The organism is Lactobacillus sp. WILCCON 0149, assembly GCF_057197965.1.
The window spans coordinates 1-21,059 of sequence record NZ_JBUBHO010000005.1; the positions used below are offsets into that span (position 1 = coordinate 1).

Consider the following 21,059-nt stretch of genomic DNA (forward strand, 5'->3'; position numbering starts at 1 on the left):
GGATTTGCTTACTATCTACCATTTTTCTTTTTTCTCCTTTTAAAAAACAGAAAGGACTCCAACAGCAGTATCGTGTCTGAGTCCTTCTAAAGTATCTATTGCTTTTTATTTTTTGTTGCTTTCCGCAAACAGCTTCTTATAACTTTCTACATCAGCTTCAGTAATGCCTAACGCATCCATGGCCTGTTCTTCAGTTAAACCAAACTTGGTAACCAGCCGTTGAAGACTTGCGAGTTGTGACTTTGCTTGCTTTTGTGCTTGTGCTTGCTTTTCCTTTGCTTGCTTTTCCGCCTGTTCACGCTGGTAATCACGCTTGAGCATCTGCATTTTTTGTTCTACCTTTTGCTCTACGAATGGGTTTAATACTGTTGTCATAGTGGTCTTCCCGCTTTCTCTAATTTTGTTCAGCATTTCCTCGCTGAAGTATTTCTCGTCAGAAACCGCGTTGATGAACATTGCAATTTCCAAAAGATCCTCACTGTCAATCGGGTCATTGCTGAACAAATACTTGCCTGTCCGCCGACCTACAAGAAAGTCAGCTACAAAACGAAACCTGCTTTTGAACGTCAAAAGCTGCTTCTCGCTTAACCATGAGATGTCATAGACTTTGATGCTGTAGTCATCTACCACATCGTACAATGCCTTTTCCAGCTTAGTGAATCCGCCAGCTGCAGCAACATCTTTCATCATGATGTCGGTCAAGCTGCGTGGAGTATCGCCCCACCTTTGTTTACCATAGTTTAGCACCAAAGTAATGGTCGTATAAAAGTTTTTGCTCTTGCCATTTACGTATGGAAGCTTTACATCATGAAGCCATTGCGCGTAACTTGCCGCGTCATAGCCTATAATTCTGTAAGGCATAACAGGAGATGGATGTGATTGATTCTCAATGCACAGGCATCCAGCGATAGTGCCTTTTCTGTCAACATCCTTGATCCTTTTGGCCACGTCCCGCTCCTTCTTAAAAATCTGATCTCGCGTTTCGGTGCCATAGAAACTGAGCAGGTCGGTTGATTCCAAGCTGTCAGCTCTGATCACTGTTTCGCCTGAAAACAAGAGCGTGTTGTACACATCGGCAAACACCCTTTTGTCCTCAAGCAGCTTCTTCTGCATGACGTCATCGGTACCGTGTACTTTCTTATAATCGTCATGCACTTCTTCTTTGATCATGTGCTTGTCCTTTCTAAAAACAAAAAGAGGACTCAAACACCACAATCAGTGTTTAAGTCCTCTGAAATTATTATTTTGTTGCCAACTATGGTGGGTCCATAATTGACTCCTTTCTAGTGCTTTGAAAGCACAAAAAAGAGGCTGCAAAAACTTCTGCAGTCTCCTCTAACCTATTTTCGATGTTTTGTAAAATAACTAAAAGCACGACAAATAGCCATGCAAGAATTGTAAGTCCGGCTAAGCCAGGCTTTTAAACACTACACGAGAGAACTCTCTCATGCCAGCAAAAATGCCGAAAAACTTGTTGACCTTGCGGCCCACTAGAGCAACTGTTCTAGTGCTAAGTCCCCTGTGAGACCTAGGCGTAAAAAATAAATTTAGAATTTTCTACCCCTTAATTGTACATCTAGTCAGCCAAAATTGCATCTTTCGGCACTATCTTCTCGTTGTCATCTTGCCTTTTCTGTTCAAGATTTTTCGTCTGATTTCTGCAGGTATTCGAACCGTTTCTGCAGGTCAACCGCTCAAAAGCCCGGCAAATCAACATTTTTTCTGCAGGTATTTGAATCGTTTTTGCAGGCTTTCTGACGGAAGCAAATTAATCCAGCAGAAGAAAAGCATCCCTGCCATGTACATTGCTGTACGGGAGGGATGCTCTCATCAGAAATGGCACCTTATAAATCTCGTTAGGGTCACGTACTAATTGATCAAAATTAAGGTAAATAGTTATCAGAAATGACATCTCGCAAGTCTGTATAATGGGACAATTTGCAAGTTATTGATTTGCAAGTTATGGAGTTTTCGGTCAAAAAAAGCCACAAGGTATAAGACCTTGTGGCGATAGCCCAATACGAGCTTAAATTATTGAAGCAGTCGAGCTATAAATAGCTCTGCTTAAATTTGAAACCACTTATTAAGTGGCAGATGTCATTTCTGATAAGTGTAATTGCAATGCACGGGAAATGCATTGTTCCCTCAATTACACTTATTATTGTACACCCTCTTTTTGACAACGGCAAGAGCTTTTTAGAAAAAAGTTACTCATTTGGCAGAACCTTTTTAGCGTTAATCCGTAATCCGGTTGGAGAGGTGTAAATCAACGTAATATCATCGCCAAGGTTCGTGCTTGGCCCAAAGGCAGGGATATTCGTTTTCTTCAAAGCGTTCAATCTATTGAAAGAAGCATTTGATTTTGCATTTTTCAAAAGGATTCTGATCGTACTTATCTTATCAGCAGTTTCAAGATCCTCAAAGTCTTGCTGAGATGCTACTACTTTTGCCTTGTAATCACCGGTGTTCCAGAGTTCAAATCCGGTTTTAAGCTGCTCAACAATTTCCTCAAAGACGTCATTCAGTTCTTCGTCAAGGCTCATTGAACGGGCTACATACTTGTGAGTGCTGTAGTTCCGATCTTCAATGCAGTCCGCAATTACTTTTCTGGACTTTTGACTAAGAACCAGTTGCCGTGCATCAAAGGCACGCTTGATTGCTCTAAGATAGTAGTCTTTTCCACCCTCTTGCACCCGCGTTTGGAGATTAATTCCGTAATTCAAAATGGTAAAATCGCCATCAATAGTCTGTGACAAGTACTTTCTTACAGCGGCTTGGAATGCTTTAGGGTTTTCTTTGCGCTTTTGAGCAACGTTGACAATAGCCAGTGCAGGAATTGAGACGTAGTTGTTCACATAGCGTTTTTGCCGTGAATTGTATCTCCTGATGATAGCGATCATCGCCGTGGTAAGTGAACTGTAACCACCATACAATTCAGTTGGCATGTACTTCTTACGCTTTATCAATGAACGACCACCCTTAGTACTGTCATTGCTTGGATTCGGGTAAATAGTCGCATTGAACAGAGAGCTGAGATCAGTAACAGTTTCATAGCTGACATTCATGTACTTAAGGTTGTCAACTTTTCTTATCTTTTCAATAATCTCTTTTCTGCTGAATACAACGTTGTTAGTACCAGATTGGTAAACCCCGTCATCGTCTTTGTAGCCATTGGTCAAGCGCCAAATGAGATTCATGCGCTTCATCCCAGCTAATTCCTTACTCTTCTTGCTGTCTTCGGCATACATGTGCTTGCCGTAAATGAAGAATGGCGCAAGCTTTGGATATACCTTGAGAAAGTAGTTGCCGAGCAAAGCGTCCAGGTAAGCATCAACGCCTACATAGTAGTCATTGACAGCGTAGCTTCTGTAAATTGAGAATGCCTTGCGTACGTCATTGACAAATTCGCTTCTAACTTGAATAACTTCAGTGTCTGGATACATAGCTTGGAAAACAAGAGCCAGGATCTTGGTTGCTTGAGCGTTTTCCATGAATGCATGACGGACATAAGAAAGCTTTTTGTTCTCAGTAATATTGCTTTCATCAAGCTTGAGGAAGTACATCTTTGACTTGTTGATCAACCCCATGCTTTGCAGCTTCAGCCAGTAAGAATATACCGACATCATGCCTGCATCAGTCAAGTGGTTGTTGCTAAACTGCTTCATCCGTGACTCGTGATCTGATACCTTCTTGGCATTCTTAGCTAAGATAAGAACCCGGTTAGACAGACTTTCATCATGACACAAGCTTGGAGCAACAGCGTGAGAGATAATACAGTCTTTCAACTGAGAATAGGCAATTCTCTCACCAGTAAAGAAGTCTCTCCCAAGTTGAAGGAAGAAAATGTATTCTTTATCGGTAAGAAGGCGCTTATTTTTTGTAGCTTTAGAAAATTCCTCTAACAGCTTTTTGTCAATGAGATCGCTATAGCCGCTCTTGTTCTTATATTTGTTGATGATCCCCTTGAGCTTGCTTTGGCGTGATTTTGTCAGCTCTTTTTCTTCATCAGCCGACCGTGAGCTTCTGATAGAAATGTATCTAGGAGCTTTACCACCGTTGGAAATAACAAGGTCTTGAGTTACCTTGACAGCTTGGCGAACAATCTTTTTAACGCTAGGCGATGCATAGGCTGCGTTGAGAATTTCTTCCAAGCCTGCAGATTTGGCTACCTTTTGATTGTGCTCATCGAGCTGTCTCTTAACGCTTGGATCGCTGAGACATTGATTGATTGTCAGACTCTTTTCGCGCATTTTTTCAATGACTGACTTGTTGTTGTCATTAACGAGTTCGGTCAAAGTTCTCTTTGAGTATCTGCCCCATCCCTTGTATGACAGACCGAGCAGCTTAGTCTTGTTCTTGTCAGTCAGCCAATCAATGCTTTCGAACTTGTGCATCAAGATATCGTCATCGTCAAAAAGCGAGATCCAATAGACAATATTTTCAAAGTCATTTTGAAGCTTAGGGTCGTCAATCTTTTCGCCAAAGATTTTCTTGAAGTCATTGTACGTTGACAGACTGTTGCTGAACTTATCTGGATCAGACAACCCACTGATTTCCGTAACGACCATCGGCTTGCCAAAGCTGCCTTTCTTTTGAAGTTCCTTGACAAAGTTTTTCTTTGAAACGGACTTGTACTTCTTGAACAAGTTCATCGCAAGCTCTTTTTGATAGCTGTTGAGCTTCTTGTCGTTAACTTTGATACCGTTCAGCTCGTTGAGAACTTTATATTCTTGATAAAGCAAACTGTTGTCAGGAAGAACTTTCTCTTCCAGCAAGCTTGAGTCTGTCTTGACCATTCTTTGAATGAAGGCTTCAGCTGTCTTTTCAACGTCAACTTTTTGCCGCCAGTTCCAAGGAGTGATCTTCCCTTCTTCAGCTCTGACCATCCAAGCATAAACGTTTTCTGAAGTTTTTGCCTGTTCTTCTGGCGTGATCATTGGCCCAACAAAGTAAGGAATCCGGAATGCCAACAATTGATCAAGTTCGTACGGATGACGGCGAACCCACTTTTTGTTGAACTTCTTATCGCCTACAACTGGATTCTTCTTGATCAGGAATGGATAGTACTTGCCTTGTTTTTCAAGAATCTTATTCAGCTCAACTTCGTTGACTTGGTATGGAACAACTCTGTTTTCCGTACTGTGAGTCTTGACAAGCAGATTGTTGTTCTCTATCAGCTTGCTCAGCTTTTGAGCAAGTTCTGACTTGTCTTCTCCAATGACATTCTTAACTACATTGGAGAAAGTTTCATGAGCTTTTGGCCCCCTAATGGCGTCAAGAGCAATTGAGCCAGCCTTTTCCTTTTTGGCGCGAATCTTTAAAGCTCTGTTCATATACTTTGGATTTGCGCAGTACATGTCGTATGCGTCAAACAGCAAACGACATGTATCCTTGTCCTGCTGCTTGGCGTACTTTCTGAAAAGATTCAGCTGATGGCCGTATTCGTCATAGTTTTTGACGACTGATTGGGAAATCGTCATTCCATCCATAACGATTTCACTAAGCTTGACCGCGTTAAAAATGTTGCAGACATGATCAAGGATCTTGCTTTCTTCATCAGAAAGTTCTGTCCGAAGATCGTCAAGCTTCTCATCGATGTCTTCATCTTCCAGCGTAATAGACCAAGCTTTTGTATCAAGAACATTTTTATCAAGAAAGACGTTCAGCTTGAACTTCATGCCAAGCATTGCCTTGGATAATTCTTCAGTCTTCTTTTTGTCTTTCTTAGCCTGCTCCTTTTTTGAAGACTTTACGTAAAGCAATTCAAACAGCTCCTTATTAGAAAGGTTTTTGGCTTTCAAAACAGCATCAACGTTGTCAGTATAGTCAACGTCAAACCGTGTCTTGCTGTCAAGCTCTTGCAAAAGATCATTGACTGCCTCCAAGTCGCCTTTAACATCCAAGTGGACGTTCTCATAGCTGCTTGGGGGAAGCTTTGAAAGGAAGTTGCCCGGGTGCTTGATGATGTGCTGACAAGCAGCGCAGACATAGCGCAGATCAGCTTTTTCATCCGTTTCTACCAGCCACTTTCTCATGTGGTATGCCGTTGGAAAATAGTGATACGTTGGTTCAGTCTTTTTTACGATGGCTGCCGTTTCAAATGTCTTACGATCATCGTCAGGCGACATCCAAGATTCACCCATTCGCTTAAAGAAATCTTTATCGCCAGTTTCTTTTACGATTTCTGGCTCAAAGATTTCCTTGAAATTACGAATACGCATCTTTCTGCGGCTCGTCGCTCTGCCGCTGATTCTGTGTCCACGTCTTTCCTTTGCAGAATGTCCCGGCTCAAAATTTCTAAGTCCAACCGCAAGCTTTGACTTGGAAATTCCAATTGAACGGTTTACCGGAATCTTGATCAAGTCATTGTTGTCGTTGATCCCAGCATAGCCGATTTTCCCATTGGAAACTTCAAGTCCCAAAATATAATCGTCAACCAATTTGTTTTCCTCTTTTCTATAAATTCTGATACTTCTTTTTTCACCCGATATCTTACCAAGTTGTAGCCACAATTTCAGAATTCCTTTTTTTGATGCAAAAAAGCAGCTTTTAGCAAAAAATTTGCGCTAAAAGCTGCTTTGATCTAGAACTTATTCTTGTTTTTTCTTGTGTTCGGCAACTGTTGCCAGCAGAGATGCGCCCGTCAAGAATAATCCTGAAGCTTGGAGGATGTTATTTCTGCCATTGCCTGTTTTCGGCAAAGATGGTGCTTGATAGCTTTCTGTTGGTTCCTTTACCAATTGATCAGAATTTAAGCCTTGAGAAGTTGCTGAATTAGGATTTGCTGAATTACCGCTTTGCTTTGACTGCTTAGTCGCAGAAGCAAGCGATGCTTTAGGAGCTGTCCGCTTTTGCTTCTTGTAGTAGATGTCGACCGTTTTGTTTGCTGTAGCATTGTCAACAGCTGCTGATCCAAGTTTTTCCTTGCTTGCGGCGAAGCCTTTAATTTTTGGCATCTTGAATTGGGCCCACTTGCTTTGGCTCCATTCGCCGTAAGTTTTCTTGCCAGTCACGGCATCAGTTGCAACGCTACGCGTGATATAAGCCTTCTGCTTTACGATCTTTGTGCCGGTTGGCTTATGCAGCTTGATAGTTCTAGTTATCGTGTGATTATCGTGTGAATTATCAATGCGGTGAGTCAGCTTGACAACATAGCCTTGGTCGACGCCATCTTCGACATCAAAGACCACTTCTTGGCTATTGGTTTCATCGCTGATAAGGACGTAGCCTTTGGCTTCAAGGGCCGAAATGTCATTGGCCGTCGTGTAGCCAGAATGCTGATTCGACTTGCCGACCAGTGCCTTAACCGAAATGATCTGACCTGTCGTATCGTCAACGTAGGTCACCTTGGCATTTTGCGGATCTGGCTCATAGACAACGGCAGCGTTAATGTTGCTATGGTCATAAGCAATCCCCTTGTCGCTGATCACCTTCTTGTCTGCCGTATAGCCCTTAATTTCCATGCTTTCAACGTCATCGTAGTCTTGTGCTGGCGACCAGGAGGTGGAAACGACAGTGCCGGTTACGTTGTCAATCACCTTAGTTGCGGTAAAGTGCAGAACGCTAATGACTGGACCTGGGGCTTGGCTGCCGTCTGACGCGCTGTAGGCAATCGTTCTTACAACATTCTTGCCAAGGCCTGCTTTATCGGTTCCTTCTGGGTACTTAGCGCCCTTAGAATCTTTGTTGATGGCAGTGCCAGGGGCAGCCGGCTTGTCTTCAGTTAAAGTCGTGTAAGTGTGCTTGAGAGTTACTGTGTAAGACTGGTCCTTGTCATCTTCATTGTCAAAGACGATCTCAATGCCCTTGGTATCATCGCTTACCAGCTCATAGCCATTGTCCAGGTATGCTTGAATTGCTTTTGCGGTAGTATAGCCGCTCTTTGCATTGGTTACGCCATTCAATTCCTGTTGCTTGATCGTCTTGCCTGTAGTTTGATCAACGTAGATAACAACCGCTTTTTGCGGATCTGGCGTATACGTGACGCTTTCGGCGATATCATCATCGCTGTAGGCAACATCCTTGTTTGAGATTGACTTCTTGTCCGGAGTATATCCCTTAACGCTTGGGGATGCAATGTCTTTAAAGTCCTGGTTGTCTGACCAAACTGCCTTGATCACTTTCCCAGTAACTTTATCAACGGTCTTGTCCAAATTAAAGTGCAGGCTGTCATGCACCGCACCTGGTGCCTTCGATCCATCCTTCATGGTGTAGGTAATCATCCGATTGACGTCTCTAGCCAGGCTGGCCTTATCAGTGCCGGATGGATACTTGACGCCATTTTGATTCTTGTTGATAGCAGTACCAGGCGTTGCAGGGTTCTTTTCCGTAATAGTGACATACGTATGCTTGAGGTGGATTTCAAAGTTCTGATCTTGATTGGTTACGTGGTCAAGCATGATCTGCTGGCCGTTAGTGCTGTCGCCTACCAGCTCATAGCCGTTATCAATATACCCAGCAATATCGGATGCTGAAGTGTAAGCGTGCCAGCCGCCGTCACTGGTGTAAGCAACCGTGTCGCTTTCGCCGTTCAGCGTAAGCATCTTCAAGTCCTCACCGGACGTATCGTCATGGTAGGTAATGTGAACTACCTGGTTGTCAGCTTTATAAGTTACCAGCTCATGAATATCAGCCGCGTCATGAGCGATGTTCTTGTTGGAGACATTCTTGCGGTCCGGCGTATACCCTTGAATTTCCGGCGTACCAACATCTTGGAAGTCTTGGTTGCCTGACCAATCGGAATTAAGCACGTTCTGGTTGACAGAATCAACGGTCTGTTTGCCAGTGAAGTGCAGAATAGCAGTTGCTGAAGCCGGCGCTTGGTGATTGCCACCAACAATCTTGTATTCTACCGTGCGAGTAACGTCGTCTGTAACGTCCTTGCTGTATGTTCCGTGCTTGAGGTGCACAGTAAAATGCTGATCGCTTCCAGTATCGTGGTCAAGCATGATTTGCTGGCCATTAGTATCGTCGCTTACAAAAACATATCCCTGCCCTTTGTAGGAATTAATATCATTCTCTGTCGTGTAAGCATGCCAGCCGCCTTCGTTGGTATAGGCGATGGTATCTGATTCGCCATTCAAGTCGACTGTCTTGATATCCTTGTTGTCAGTATCATCGTGGAAGACGATGTAAACCTTCTGGTTGTCGGCCTTATAGGTTACGACTTCATAAATATCGCTATGGTCATGGCCAATCCCCTTATTGCTTACTACCTGCCGGTCCGGAGTATAGCCTTGAACAGCTGGTGACGACACGTCACCAAAATCTTTATTTTCATCCCAATTTTCAGAAGACTGACCAGTGTACTTATCAGTTGTCTTGGTGCCATTGAAAGTCAAGCTGTCATGCACCGCACCAGGTGCTTGGTGATCGCCGCCTTGAACCTTGTACTCAATCGTACGGTTGACGGTATGATTCAAATTTTCAGTTGTTGAGGAACTAGGCATTGGATCATGTGGAAGTTGGTCAACGCCGTATGAATTATTAGCAGTATTGAAGTTTGCGGTATTCCCGTTCCAGCTTACTGCTTTGGCACTAAGGGTATCGGTGTTGAGACTTTGAGACTTGTTGCCTGCACCACCTGAACCGGCCCACCCCATAAATGCAGTAACCGAGTTAATAGCAAACTCCGTACCATCTTGAGTTTTGTAGTTGCCGTTTTTCAGATTGACGAAGGTGTTGTTTTCAACCGTGTAGTAGGTATGGTTCCCCACCGTTGTACTGTTTTTGGTAAGCTGCTCATGGACAGGATAAAACAGAACGTGCATATCCCGTGGTGACTGGCTCATGCTGTTCTTCTCAGTGGAATCGGGGTTCTGCACAGGAATCGTGTTGAAGAATACGTTGTTGTAGACCTTAATCCCCGTCGCTTCAGCAAGCTGCTTAGTTGACGCCATGTGCTGACCAACGCCTGTAGCAGAGTAGCGGTCAAATACTGTTTCATCGGTATTATGGACAATGGCAGCCCCGGTCTTGCCCCGATAGTTGGTAAACACATTGTTATGGATCGTGATGTCAGTAGCCGATTCATCATATTCGTTAGTGCCGCCAAGAACATCAGTCGTCGAGTCTGCGTTCATGGCATCCTTGGCATTGTCGATCTGAATTGCCTCTGCAAACATGTTGTGATAGTTCTGCGTTTGTTTTGTCGTGATATCCGCATCACTGATGTCTCCAACGCCATACCCAGCAAACTCACAGTTTTCTACCGTAATATGGTTGGCACCGTCAATGTCCATAATATGGCTGGCCATCTTCTGTGCATTGTAGAAGTGCATATTGGATACGGTCTGGTTGCTTGCTCTAATGAAGAACCAACAAAATGCGGCCGCATTGCCGTTGCTGGTTGATCCATAGATGTAGGCATTCTTGATAGTCTGGCCCTTGTGGTCACCTTGCATTGATGACCATTGGAAGTCACCGCCGTGGTCAATGGCGAATACGCTGCCGTTAAAGTCAATATCACCCGTACTGGAGGCAGTGAAGTAGAAGTGACTGTTCTGCCCTGCAGGCGACATCGTATATGTGGCTGATGGCCACTTGATTGCCCCACTGTTTTCAAACCAAATGCTGGTCTTAGACAGGTCAGTGCCGTTTTGTGCCAGGAATCTGTCCAGATCTTCTTGAGTCTTGATGTGGGCTTCCTTTGCGTTAGTTGCAATTAAGCTCACAGACAGCATTTTGGCATTAACCTTTGGCAAGTTTCGGCTGAGCTTAAAAGTACTGGTGGACTTAGGAATGTTAATAGTAACTGTAGTCGTCTTGGAATTATCATCAGCTGAACTTGGCTTTTCTACGCTAGAGGTTAATGATGCTTCTTGCTGAGCGGCTGTGGACTCGGTGCCAGTTGTTTCAGTTGCTGTCTGATTAGTATTCGCAACATCGCTTTGACTTAATTCCGCATTTGGCGAATTATTTGTTTGTTCCCCCTGCCCTGCTTTAGACGTGCTATTAGAACTAGTTGGATTATTCTCCACGGTACTAGTATTTTCGGTCGCGTTAGAACTACTTTCTGTATTTGCCGGTACTTCAACAGAAGCGCCAGTGCTTCCCGATACCGAAACTTTTGAAGCTGAGCCGTCTTGGGATGCAGGAGTACTTGCCTCACCTGCTACAGGGCTTTCATCTGCCCTGTTTACGGCCATACTTTGAGAAGCAGAATCCTTTTCAATTTTGCTTTGATTCGCTGTATCATCGGCTTTGTCATCGCTGCTTGTGAGATCATTGGTCTTGAGGGATGCTGAATTACTCCCAGTGCTTGAATCATCTGTCGTAGTCTGCGAAGAGTTGCTTGAATCATCAACAACAAGGCCGCTGGCTGTTGCTACAACAGATTGATCGGGTGAATTGCTTTTGTTTTCTGAATCGTCGGTGTCATTTGCAGTCTCGGTGGTTGCAGCATGAGCTTGCCCCGAATGACTCAGCACCAACGTAGAAGAAAGCAGTACAGATGCCAGACCAACCGACATCTTTCGCAGGCCATAGGACTGCTTGCTTTCATTGCTTTCTAAAAGTGTCTGTTTTACCATTTTGTTCCTTTCCTTGGCTAGAAACCTTACGATCAAATATTAGAAAAACACTACATTTATTCTAAATAAAAGGCCACGAATATTTCACTTTGCTTTTTTTGGTTGATTTTTTCAAAGAAAAAAGCGGCTAGTATTTTCACTAGCCGCTTTCATCAGCAAATTTATTTTTTATAGCCTTTATGCTCCATTGTATCCAAAACTTCATTTAGCATATTATCAATTTGCTGAATTGATTTAACAAAGTCTACGCCGTAGTCTCTGGTGAGTTTCCCCAACAATCTGATTTTATCATTAGCGGCACCTACATAGATCGGCGTATCATAATAGTACTCAGAGATCATGTTCAAAAATGGCGTCACTTTTATCCCTTCTACTGCAACGGGTCTGCCGTTGTTGTAGTGATTTGCCATTTCTTGATCACCATCTTCAATATATGTTACAGCTTCCCAATCAAACAGAATATCATCGATTCCGATCTCGACATGACTGTATTCATTGCTGCAGTCTGGGTTATAGAAAAATCTATGTTGAGTATTTTGTCCGTTTTGCATTTTGCTTTCCTCTTTCTTTCAGCAGTTGTTGGCTTTATTTACGTTTTTATTGTAACAGCCAAACTCGCACTTTTCAGAATTGCTTTTTAGCTTTGTCTGATCTCACCTTGTATATTAGGTCCAATATTTCTTGGTGATCCATCGTATTAAGAGCTTGACCGCGATAGACAAAGGTTGGCAAAATTTCAACTCCTAGCCCTTTTCGCTGATCCTTGCTCAACTTTTGAGCATTAACAATCTTAACATCGTCAAGCATAAGGCCCTCTCTTAGAATCAGCCAAGGCAATGTTTTTTGGCAGCGTGGGCAATCTGGTCTGTAGATTATCGTTAGATTGTTTACGTTTTTACCCTCTAAAACATCCACTACAGAGGTATGTTGCTCATTATAAAAGAATTTGCCAAAACAAATTGCAACGTACAATAAGATCAAGCTGCAGACTGTCAAAACAATTTTTGAAATTCTTCGAATGATTTTGTGCATGATATTTAGTCCAAAACGTAAACCGTATCTAAAATCTTGGCATAGCTGTGTTTCATTCTCAGCCCTTCAATTTGGCGTTGCATTTCACTGAGTACGCCCACAATGATCAATACACTTGAGCCAGTCAAGCCTAACTGGAAATCAACTTCAACAAAGTGACTGACAACCATTGGCACTACTGAAATAAAGGTCAAGAATACTGAACCCGGAAGGTCCAAGTCATACAGTCGATCTTTGATGTACTGTGCGGTACCTTCACCAGGATAAATCCCAGGAATGTAAGCTTCCTGTTTAAGGAGGTTGTCTGCAAGCCGCTCTGGCTCAATTTGAACCAATGAATAAACGTAGCTAAAAATAACAATCAGGGCCGCATACATGATGATCCCAGAAAGAGAGTTCAAATCAAAGAAGGAGTATATAATTCTAAACCAGCTTTCATTACTCTCTGACTTAAAGAACATCAAGATAGTTTGAGGAATTGTAAAAATGGAACTTGCAAAAATAATTGGCACAACGCCAGATACAACTATTTTTAAGGGAAGGTAGCTGTCTTCAGGCGCCAACGTCTCTCGCCTTGAGTATTGGATCTTGATACGGTATTCGGATCTATTGAACCATACGATAAGCAGAACCGTGCAGAAGATGACAAGTACTACCATCGCAATCATTTCCCAGTTGATTACGCCTTTTTTTATGGCACTCTTTGAAAAGCGCTGAACCATCATTGGAAGTTTTTTGATAATACCAGCTGCAATAATAACTGAAACGCCATTGCCCAGGCCTCGATCTGATATTTGATCAGCAAGCCATAAAGCGATGAAAGTGCCACAAGTAAGCATTACAGAGACAACAAGATAGTCCCAAATTGGATGCACTACCGTAAATTCATCTCCAGTCAGAGTAGTAACGCCTGCAATCAGCCCGAGAGACTGCACAAAAGAAAGCACGCCAGCCAGAACTCTGGTAGCTTGTGTGAGCTTCTTTCGGCCAACTTGTCCCTGCTTGCTCCATTCTACAAAAATGGGTACGACACCGGCTTGAAGCAGTTGAATAATGATCTGTGCACTAATGTAAGCCGAAACGCCAAGTGACAGCAATGATAAAGTTTGAAAGCCACCACCGGAAAATAGTGACAGCATTTCTAGCGCCGTATTCTTCTGTATTTGTACTAAAGAATGTGGGTTGATGCCAGGAATCGTAACGTAAGTCAGAAGATTGTAAACCAGCAGAACGACGATAGTAACGACAATACGCTTGGTCAATTGCTTGATGTCTTCTTCTTGAATAGAATTCTCAGTTTTCTTCTTTTTTCGCACTGTTTTACGCCTTTCTAATTTCAGCTCTCAGAAATGCTTTAGTCACGTCATCAGAAATATCAGCGACCATTTCTTCAAACATCTCTACTGAGGCGTTCTTATACTCAACTAGTGGGTTTTGTTGCCCATAGCCTCTAAGAGTTATAGACATTCTGAGCTGCTCCATGCTGTCCATGTTTTCTTTCCAGTTAACATCGATAGCGTTAAGCAAAAGAACCTTTTCAAAGTCTTTTAGCTGCTCAGCATTAAACAACTCATTGCGCTTGTTCTCAAGCTCATGACAAGCTAATTCAAACAAAAATTCTTTGAAGTCCTTTCGTGACTTCATGCTGAGGATTTCCTCATCCGTCACTTCAATGCCAAGCATTGATGATGCAAAATTGATCAATGCATCTAAGTTGTCTGGCTCTTTGTTTTTCTTTGAATCAGGCCAAACTTTAGAAACATTTCTTTGAATGGTTTTAGCAAACTTCGAAAGCAGAATTGCGTCCAAATCTACGGATTCATCGCCAGAAATTATTTTCTGTCTTTCGCCATAAACTGATTCCCGTTCTTCTCGAATAACGTCATCATAACTGAGAGTATTGCGCCGCTCATCGAAGTTGTTGCCTTCTACTCGTTTTTGCGCTGCGTTCATGCTCTTAATAACGATCTTGCTCTTAATAGGTTCATATTCCAAGCCACGGTCAATGAGTTTGTTCTTAACCTTCTCGATTTTTTCATTCCCGAACCGTTTAATCAGTTCATCTTCCAGAGAAAGCAAAAACAACGTTTTTCCTGGGTCACCTTGTCTGCCCGCACGACCACGCAACTGGTCATCAATTCGTCGTGATTCGTGCTTTTCAGTGCCTAATACAAACAAGCCGCCCAATTCTTTAACGCCCGGCCCAAGCTTGATGTCAGTGCCACGCCCGGCCATGTTAGTAGCAATGGTTACAGCACCAGGCTGGCCTGCCATCATTACGATTTTTGCTTCTTTGGCGTGATTCTTTGCATTCAAAACTTCATGAGGAATATTCTTTTTATCAAGCAAAGCTGACAGCTTTTCAGAATTTTCAACTGAGGCGGTTCCCACTAAAATTGGCTGTCTTTGTTTATGAACTGCTTCAATCACCTGCACGGCTGCTTGATACTTTGCTCTTTCGGTTGGATACATGATATCTGGCAAGTCTATCCGGGCAATCGGATTATTGGTTGGGATCTTGACTACTTTCATGTGGTAAGTGTCATAAAATTCTTCTGCATCTGTTGCGGCCGTACCAGTCATACCAGAAAGCTTGTTGTACATTCTAAAGAAGTTTTGATAAGTAATGCTTGCTTCAGTTTGGCTAGCATCTTTGATTTCTACGCCTTCCTTAGCTTCAATCGCTTGGTGAAGACCGTCAGAATATCGTCTGTCTGGCTGAACGCGCCCTGTAAAGGTATCAACAATCATTACCGCATCATCCTTTACAATATAGTCCTTGTCCTTTTCCATGACATAGTTTGCTTTCATCGCCTGGTTGGCGTAGTGGGCATCGGCATAGTTGTTTTTGTCAAACAAGTTCTTGACGCCCAGTGCCCTATTGAATTTTTCAACGCCAGACGGATTTAAAGATACTGTGCGCGTTTCATCATCTACAAAGTAATCATCGGGATCTAGCGATTTTGCAGTGCGGTCACAAATTGACAGCAAAACGCTATATGACTTTTCGCTGCCTGAAATAATCAAAGGAGTACGAGCCTCATCGATCAAAATCGAGTCAGCCTCATCAACGATAACGTAATTAAGTCCCCGTTGAACCGTATCACTTTCAAACAAGGCCATATTGTCTCTAAGGTAGTCAAAAGCAAGCTCATCATTTGTCGAATAGGTAATGTCACACTGATAGGCTGCTTGCTTTTCTTCTTTACCCATATCATCTGTATTTACGCCAACTGTCAGCCCCATCCATGTAAAGACTTGGCCCATTTCTTCAGCATCACGCTTAGACAAATAGGGGTTGACGGTAACTACGTGAACACCTTGGCCAGTAATGGCATTTAAATAAACTGGCATAGTTTCCGTCAACGTCTTGCCTTCACCGGTGTGCATTTCGGCCAAATTGCCTTGGTGCAGCACGATGCCGCCCATCACTTGAACTTTATAAGGATACAGTCCAAGAACGCGTCTGTCGGCTTCTCTAATTGCCGCGAAAGCTTCTGGAAGCATATCTTCCAGGCTCTCTCCTTGTTCATATCTAGACTTGAATATTTCAGTCTGCTCCTTTAATTCCGGGTCTGTCATCTTTTGATAAGTTCTTGCCCAAGAATCAACTTCTTCATATTTTTTCTCTATCCGTTTCAGCTCTCGCTTGCTGCCATCCAAGATTTTTTTGATCGACATCTACGGCCTCCTAAAACATTCCCATGATAGTGTTGTCAATCATCCAGTAAATAAGAGCTGCTATGGCTATTACCAGGATGCTTCGCATTGAGTGTACAAGTGCCGGGCCAATTTTTTCCCAGTTGACCTCCTTTAGAGTATTCAAAACTCTCTTTAAGTAGTTCATATTTTTCCTTTCGCTTTACTTTGCCTTGCTGTAAGTAATCGTGACAGTCTGGTTCTTGGTCTTGCTAGTCACCTTAAAGGACTTGACGACGCTTTTTGATGTCTTGTAGCCCTTGTACTTAGGAGCCTTGTACTTTGGCCAAGAAGCGGTCGTCCATTTGCCTTTTTTCGACAAAAATGCCGCATCTTTTGCGGCAATTTTTTTACCATTTCCATTTATCCGCAGCAAAAATGACGCCCAAGAGCACTAATAATAGTACTTGTGTTGAGCGAATCAAGAACAGCTCATACCCTCTCGGCTTAGGCTTTGCAAACATAGAGTCTCCACCTGTAGCGGTCAAAGCATCCATGCTGTCATCAGATTTACTTGGCTGCATGAAGATAACAACTATCAAAAGTGAGGAAACTAAAATAAGAACCGCCCCTTGAACTGGAGAAAACGAGATTACGCTCTTGGGGATATTTGGCTTCTTATTTTTCTTTTTCTTTGACTTCGATTTGGCTTCAGAACTTACTACGGCTTTCTTCCCGTTCTTATCAACTTTCACCACTTTTTTAACTGTATAGTGAGGATCTTCTAACATCACCGACTTGGTTATTTTTTGAGTTTTCTTTTCAAAGCCTGCCTTTTGATTTACAACAATTGCCTGCTTAGTAGCCTTGTGATACTTCTTTTTTAACGTCTTTTCTGATTCATTTTTCTGAACTGCGCTTTCATAATCAAGTGCGAGCTTGCAATACGATTTAACCGATGATGGATATGACGTAAACGTATCATACTTTTCAAGCGTGTCTAAAGACTTTTGAGTATTGGTAGCGTACTTTGAAACTTCTTCTTGCAAGAGTTGCTTCTGCTTTTTGCTCAGCTTTTTCTTGCTATTGTAAAGCAGATCAGCAGCATTTTGGCTCGCCACCAAGTCCTTGCTGGTTTTCTCAAAACATTTTGTATATTCACTTTTAGAAAGATTTCTTCGAACCGTACACCCAGCCAAACTAGGTAGCAGCAACAGGAGCGTTAAAAAAGTTAGTATTTTCGACTTTTTCGCCATCAAAAGACCCCTTTCGAAAGTTCAGAATGATATTCGGACTCAAATGCATCCAAATAAGAAGATAAGACTTGATTTTGAATGGTAGGTTCATTCACCATCGCCATAAACAAAGACATTTCTTCCGTTTTAGGTGCTTGTTTTTGAATTTGAATAAACATATGACTGAAAGTCAAATATACGACTTCAAAAGGTGATGGAATACGGTGCGCTATTTTTTTGAAGTTCTCTGTTTCATCCATCAAAATATCTCTAATTTTTAAAGATACCTTGTCAGCGACCCTTTTATTTTTTCTCCCCTTCTGAGGAGTGCGACTTTTATTTTCAATAGCATAACGATTCACGACTACTCGCAGTGTCTGTGCATGATAGGCAATTGGAACCTGCTTTATCAAGCCTGCCAAATCTTTCATCTTTGAATCGCTGCTTTCGCTTAAATGAGACATAAGTGCCCAAACGTTAACAATCATGCCATTAATATTATTTTCGGCAGCATATTCATTACAAAACGCTTGAATTGCATCACTCAGTTTAAAAACGTTGTCTTGAAACATTGCAGCCTTATTTGGCTCTGACATGTTTTTTCTCCTCTTTCTTTTTTATTAAGCCGGCAACTCATTCCTGAGTTGCCTAGTGAACATCTGCAATTAGCGCCCTTATAATAACCGAAAAAACTGGTTGCTTAAAAAAAGCTGGTTTTAGCCCAAAAAACGCATCAAAAATAGTAAAAAACTACTAACAGGCTCTACACGATAAAATCTGTGTCGTAAGTAAGCTTAGAAAGGAGGAGAGGGATTTATTGAAGATCTTTGCAGTTAAAGAAAATACAAAGCTCTGGTACTACATCAACGCAGAGAATATTTCAAAAAAGCTCAATAAGCAACCATATATAATCTCAAGCAACAAGCGCGTGGCACTGTGCCCCTACTGTAAAAATCCTGTAGAAATCATCATCAGTGCAAACGCTAGCGATGGGAATACCACTAGTCGTATCTTTTCCAGACACTTAAAAAGATCTATCGAAAATCTTGCAGATTTCAATCAAGCTAAATTTGATGCCTGTGTTCTTCGAAAAAAGAATCGTGCATTCGTCAGTGATCCAACAAGCGATTTTCAGCTTCAGACTAGAGACATCAATTTCAAGCAACTGAGAAAAGCAATCTCAGGTTACTTAGGAATTTATGCTTCAGATAAATTGACGTATGCCCTTTTACTTGAAGCCATGCCTAAAATGCGTCATCTGCGGAATGTCGATGTATTCAACTTTCCTTTTGCAATATTGCTTCTTACTCACCAAATTCGACTCAATGGCCGAATTGTTTTTTCCAGATCATTGAAGAGACTAATCAACCAGTCCTCCACTTTCTTTAAGGTGAAAGATGATACAAATCAAATCGTTGCCAAAATAACAAAAGGCAGCGACGCAGACCTATTGTTTGAAATTGGAAAGCAGCATATAGAAAAAAGTGGGCTGGTCTACACAGAATTGATCTTGAAGGAAACAAAACTCGGAGATAGTCGGATTATCGGAAAACATAAAATATATGTCGCAATGTTCGACCAATTGGAAAGGAAAAGACTATGACTAATCTCAAAGATAATGTCAAAATCGCCGCTGCCATCTTGGCTGGCGGTGCAGCAGGTTTTGGGCACTCTGCCGTTGCCAGTGCCGCTACTACTACAGTAACCGCCAAATCTGGCGATACTATGGAATCCCTTGCTAAGGCAGCCCACGTCTCTGTTGAACCATTGGCCAAAGAAAATGGCTTGACTGCAAAGTCAACCATCTCTCCAAACCAAAAGCTCAATGTACCAGAAGCTGTTAAAGAATACACTGTTAAGTCTGGTGACACTGTATCTGAAATTGCTGAAAAGTTTGGTTACGATACTGAAGATGTCCTTAAAGCCAACAACTTGACCTGGAGCAATTCAACGATTTGGGTTGGCGAAAAGCTGAAGCTTACTTCAGAAGAAAAGAAAACTCAGACGAAGCAGACTCAAACTACTCAAAGTACCAAGCAAACGACTACTGTTAACCAAACATCATCTTCAGTTGCACAGAAGGTTGTTTCTCTCGCACAGCAACTGGCAAACCAAGGAATTCCTTATGTTTGGGGCGGTTCCACGACGGCAGGCTTTGACTGCTCTGGCCTTACCCAATACGTTTATGCTCAAGCAGGCGTTTCTATTGGCAGAACGACCACTCAACAGGAAGCAGACGTCACTTACGAATCCGTAAGCGCAGCACAACCAGGTGACTTGCTGTTTTGGGGTTCACAAGGTGGCAGCTACCACGTTGCTATCTATATCGGCAACGGACAGTATGTTGCGGCACCAGAGCCAGGACAAAACGTTCAAGTCCAATCTCTTAACCAGTGCTTCTACCCATCATTTGCTGGACATGTTCGTGGTATTTAATAGACATCCGTTAGGAAGATAATTTATGACAAAAACTTGGATTCTCGATTCTGAAACTTATTCCGAAACGTGGCCCGAAGATCAAGAAAGCGGCTTCTGGCTTCTTGATAAAAGCAATTTGACTCTTGCGCTAAAAGCTGCCAGATCGCTTATGGAGGCTATTAACGTTGATAATGATCCAAACAGTGACTTATATTATTGCTTTTTGATCTCTGATATTTCAATAACCCTATCTGAAATGGTTCAAGACGGCAAAATGTTCAGTATCAAGCTGATTGACAAGCCGTTTACCGTTAAACTGCCAAATACCTCCATTAACATAGAAAGGGACAACAGCGATCAAAGCAAAATCATGAGTGGCATCTTCTATTTCATTGCAAAGCTGCTCCTGGAATTGACTGCAGATAGCAATCCAAGTGATAATGTGATTTCATCTTATATGATGCCTAAAAACGACATTAAAAAAATCAAGAAACTCCTTAATGAATATGCTGTCAGCTAAATGACAGCCAAAAATGCTGCTGCCGATGAATTAACATCGTGCAGCAGCATTTTCTTTTATTTTTTTGTTGTATTGCCAAAAAAGTAGATTACCTATCGGTCCAGCCCGTCATAATGCTGTCCTCAGGGAGCATCAGCAAAGTATCCACTTCTGGTAGCTCATACAAGTACATAAACGATTCTAGGGAATCATCAAAACCGTGTTCCTTCAGTTTATCACGAATTTTGTTGGGAAAATTCAGATATACTGAGTACATCTTTTTTTCCACCAATGAATCCAGCTCATCTGTAGCATACGCTTCAAAAATATCCATATTTTTCTTAACTGATAAATCAAGGGCTAATTGCTCTTTTGTTGCCAGTCCATAGCTTTGTAAGCAATCAGCAACCATCAATACCCAGTGATCGTATTTAACGTTAATCTCTTCTTTTTTTGCCATCTTTCTCACCTCAAATGTTCAGTTGAGGAACCGCCCTAATCTCATATATATTATGGTTTCTAGCGATTTCTTATTTTCAAAACAGCATAGCCTACGTACTACGCCTTCCGCCAATCTTTAATTCTATTAAACCACTTTCACTGTACTATGTAAAGTACATTTAATGTTTTTTCTCAAAATAATTATTTTGTAAGCACCCAATAGCGCGGTATCTATCAACCCCCGGGCAATAGTCATATACTGTT

The 21,059-nt window shown here is 42.2% G+C and carries 14 protein-coding genes; 3 read left to right on the forward strand and 11 right to left on the reverse strand.

Translation table 11 applies throughout. The annotated features are described in order from the left end of the window. Positions 1 to 105 precede the first annotated feature (105 nt). From ACYVUV_RS11665 to ACYVUV_RS11710, 10 genes are all read right to left on the reverse strand, one after another. Positions 106 to 1,170 carry a hypothetical protein gene (locus ACYVUV_RS11665; protein ID WP_484499462.1) on the reverse strand — a complete coding sequence of 355 codons (1,065 nt, stop codon included), beginning with the start codon at positions 1,168 to 1,170 and terminating at the stop codon, positions 106 to 108. 1,037 nt (positions 1,171 to 2,207) lie between these two features. After that, complete coding sequence (gene cas9, locus ACYVUV_RS11670) at positions 2,208 to 6,440, reverse strand: type II CRISPR RNA-guided endonuclease Cas9 (protein ID WP_484499463.1); 4,233 nt, start codon at positions 6,438 to 6,440, stop codon at positions 2,208 to 2,210. A gap of 150 nt (positions 6,441 to 6,590) precedes the next feature. Then, positions 6,591 to 11,531, reverse strand: a complete 4,941-nt coding sequence (locus ACYVUV_RS11675; protein WP_484499464.1) for a mucin-binding protein — start codon at positions 11,529 to 11,531, stop codon at positions 6,591 to 6,593. Positions 11,532 to 11,692: 161 nt separating this feature from the next. After that, on the reverse strand, positions 11,693 to 12,082 hold the full coding sequence (locus ACYVUV_RS11680) for a hypothetical protein (RefSeq protein WP_484499465.1): 390 nt from the start codon (positions 12,080 to 12,082) through the stop codon (positions 11,693 to 11,695). Positions 12,083 to 12,155: 73 nt separating this feature from the next. Continuing rightward, positions 12,156 to 12,563 (reverse strand): hypothetical protein, encoded by a 408-nt coding sequence (locus ACYVUV_RS11685; protein WP_484499466.1) that lies wholly within the window; start codon positions 12,561 to 12,563, stop codon positions 12,156 to 12,158. 5 nt (positions 12,564 to 12,568) lie between these two features. After that, positions 12,569 to 13,879 (reverse strand): preprotein translocase subunit SecY, encoded by a 1,311-nt coding sequence (secY, locus tag ACYVUV_RS11690; protein WP_484499467.1) that lies wholly within the window; start codon positions 13,877 to 13,879, stop codon positions 12,569 to 12,571. Positions 13,880 to 13,883: 4 nt separating this feature from the next. After that, the gene (secA, locus tag ACYVUV_RS11695; protein ID WP_484499468.1) at positions 13,884 to 16,244 is read right to left on the reverse strand and encodes a preprotein translocase subunit SecA; all 2,361 of its coding nucleotides are present in this window, start codon (positions 16,242 to 16,244) and stop codon (positions 13,884 to 13,886) included. Between the two features lie 181 nt (positions 16,245 to 16,425). Beyond that, positions 16,426 to 16,584 (reverse strand): mucin-binding protein, encoded by a 159-nt coding sequence (locus ACYVUV_RS11700; RefSeq protein ID WP_484499469.1) that lies wholly within the window; start codon positions 16,582 to 16,584, stop codon positions 16,426 to 16,428. Between the two features lie 28 nt (positions 16,585 to 16,612). Further along, entirely contained in the window at positions 16,613 to 17,458 is an 846-nt protein-coding gene (gene secG / locus ACYVUV_RS11705) for a preprotein translocase subunit SecG (protein WP_484499470.1), read from the reverse strand. Then, positions 17,458 to 18,033: a hypothetical protein gene (locus ACYVUV_RS11710; RefSeq protein WP_484499471.1), complete on the reverse strand. Its 576-nt coding sequence runs from the start codon at positions 18,031 to 18,033 to the stop codon at positions 17,458 to 17,460. The genes secG and ACYVUV_RS11710 overlap by 1 nt, the downstream gene beginning before the upstream one ends. A gap of 221 nt (positions 18,034 to 18,254) precedes the next feature. On the opposite strand from ACYVUV_RS11710, the gene ACYVUV_RS11715 reads away from it, so the two are divergent. Genes ACYVUV_RS11715 through ACYVUV_RS11725 form a run of 3 tightly spaced genes read left to right on the forward strand, consistent with a single transcriptional unit; the run spans position 18,255 to position 20,375 of the window. Next, positions 18,255 to 19,040 (forward strand): hypothetical protein, encoded by a 786-nt coding sequence (locus ACYVUV_RS11715; RefSeq protein ID WP_484499472.1) that lies wholly within the window; start codon positions 18,255 to 18,257, stop codon positions 19,038 to 19,040. Then, positions 19,037 to 19,873 (forward strand): C40 family peptidase, encoded by an 837-nt coding sequence (locus ACYVUV_RS11720; protein WP_484499473.1) that lies wholly within the window; start codon positions 19,037 to 19,039, stop codon positions 19,871 to 19,873. Before ACYVUV_RS11715 ends, ACYVUV_RS11720 begins: the two co-directional genes overlap by 4 nt. A gap of 25 nt (positions 19,874 to 19,898) precedes the next feature. Continuing rightward, positions 19,899 to 20,375 (forward strand): hypothetical protein, encoded by a 477-nt coding sequence (locus ACYVUV_RS11725; protein ID WP_484499474.1) that lies wholly within the window; start codon positions 19,899 to 19,901, stop codon positions 20,373 to 20,375. A gap of 88 nt (positions 20,376 to 20,463) precedes the next feature. Here the strand turns inward: ACYVUV_RS11725 and ACYVUV_RS11730 are convergent, their stop codons facing one another. Next, positions 20,464 to 20,814 (reverse strand): hypothetical protein, encoded by a 351-nt coding sequence (locus tag ACYVUV_RS11730; RefSeq protein WP_484499475.1) that lies wholly within the window; start codon positions 20,812 to 20,814, stop codon positions 20,464 to 20,466. Between the last annotated feature and the right edge of the window lie 245 nt (positions 20,815 to 21,059).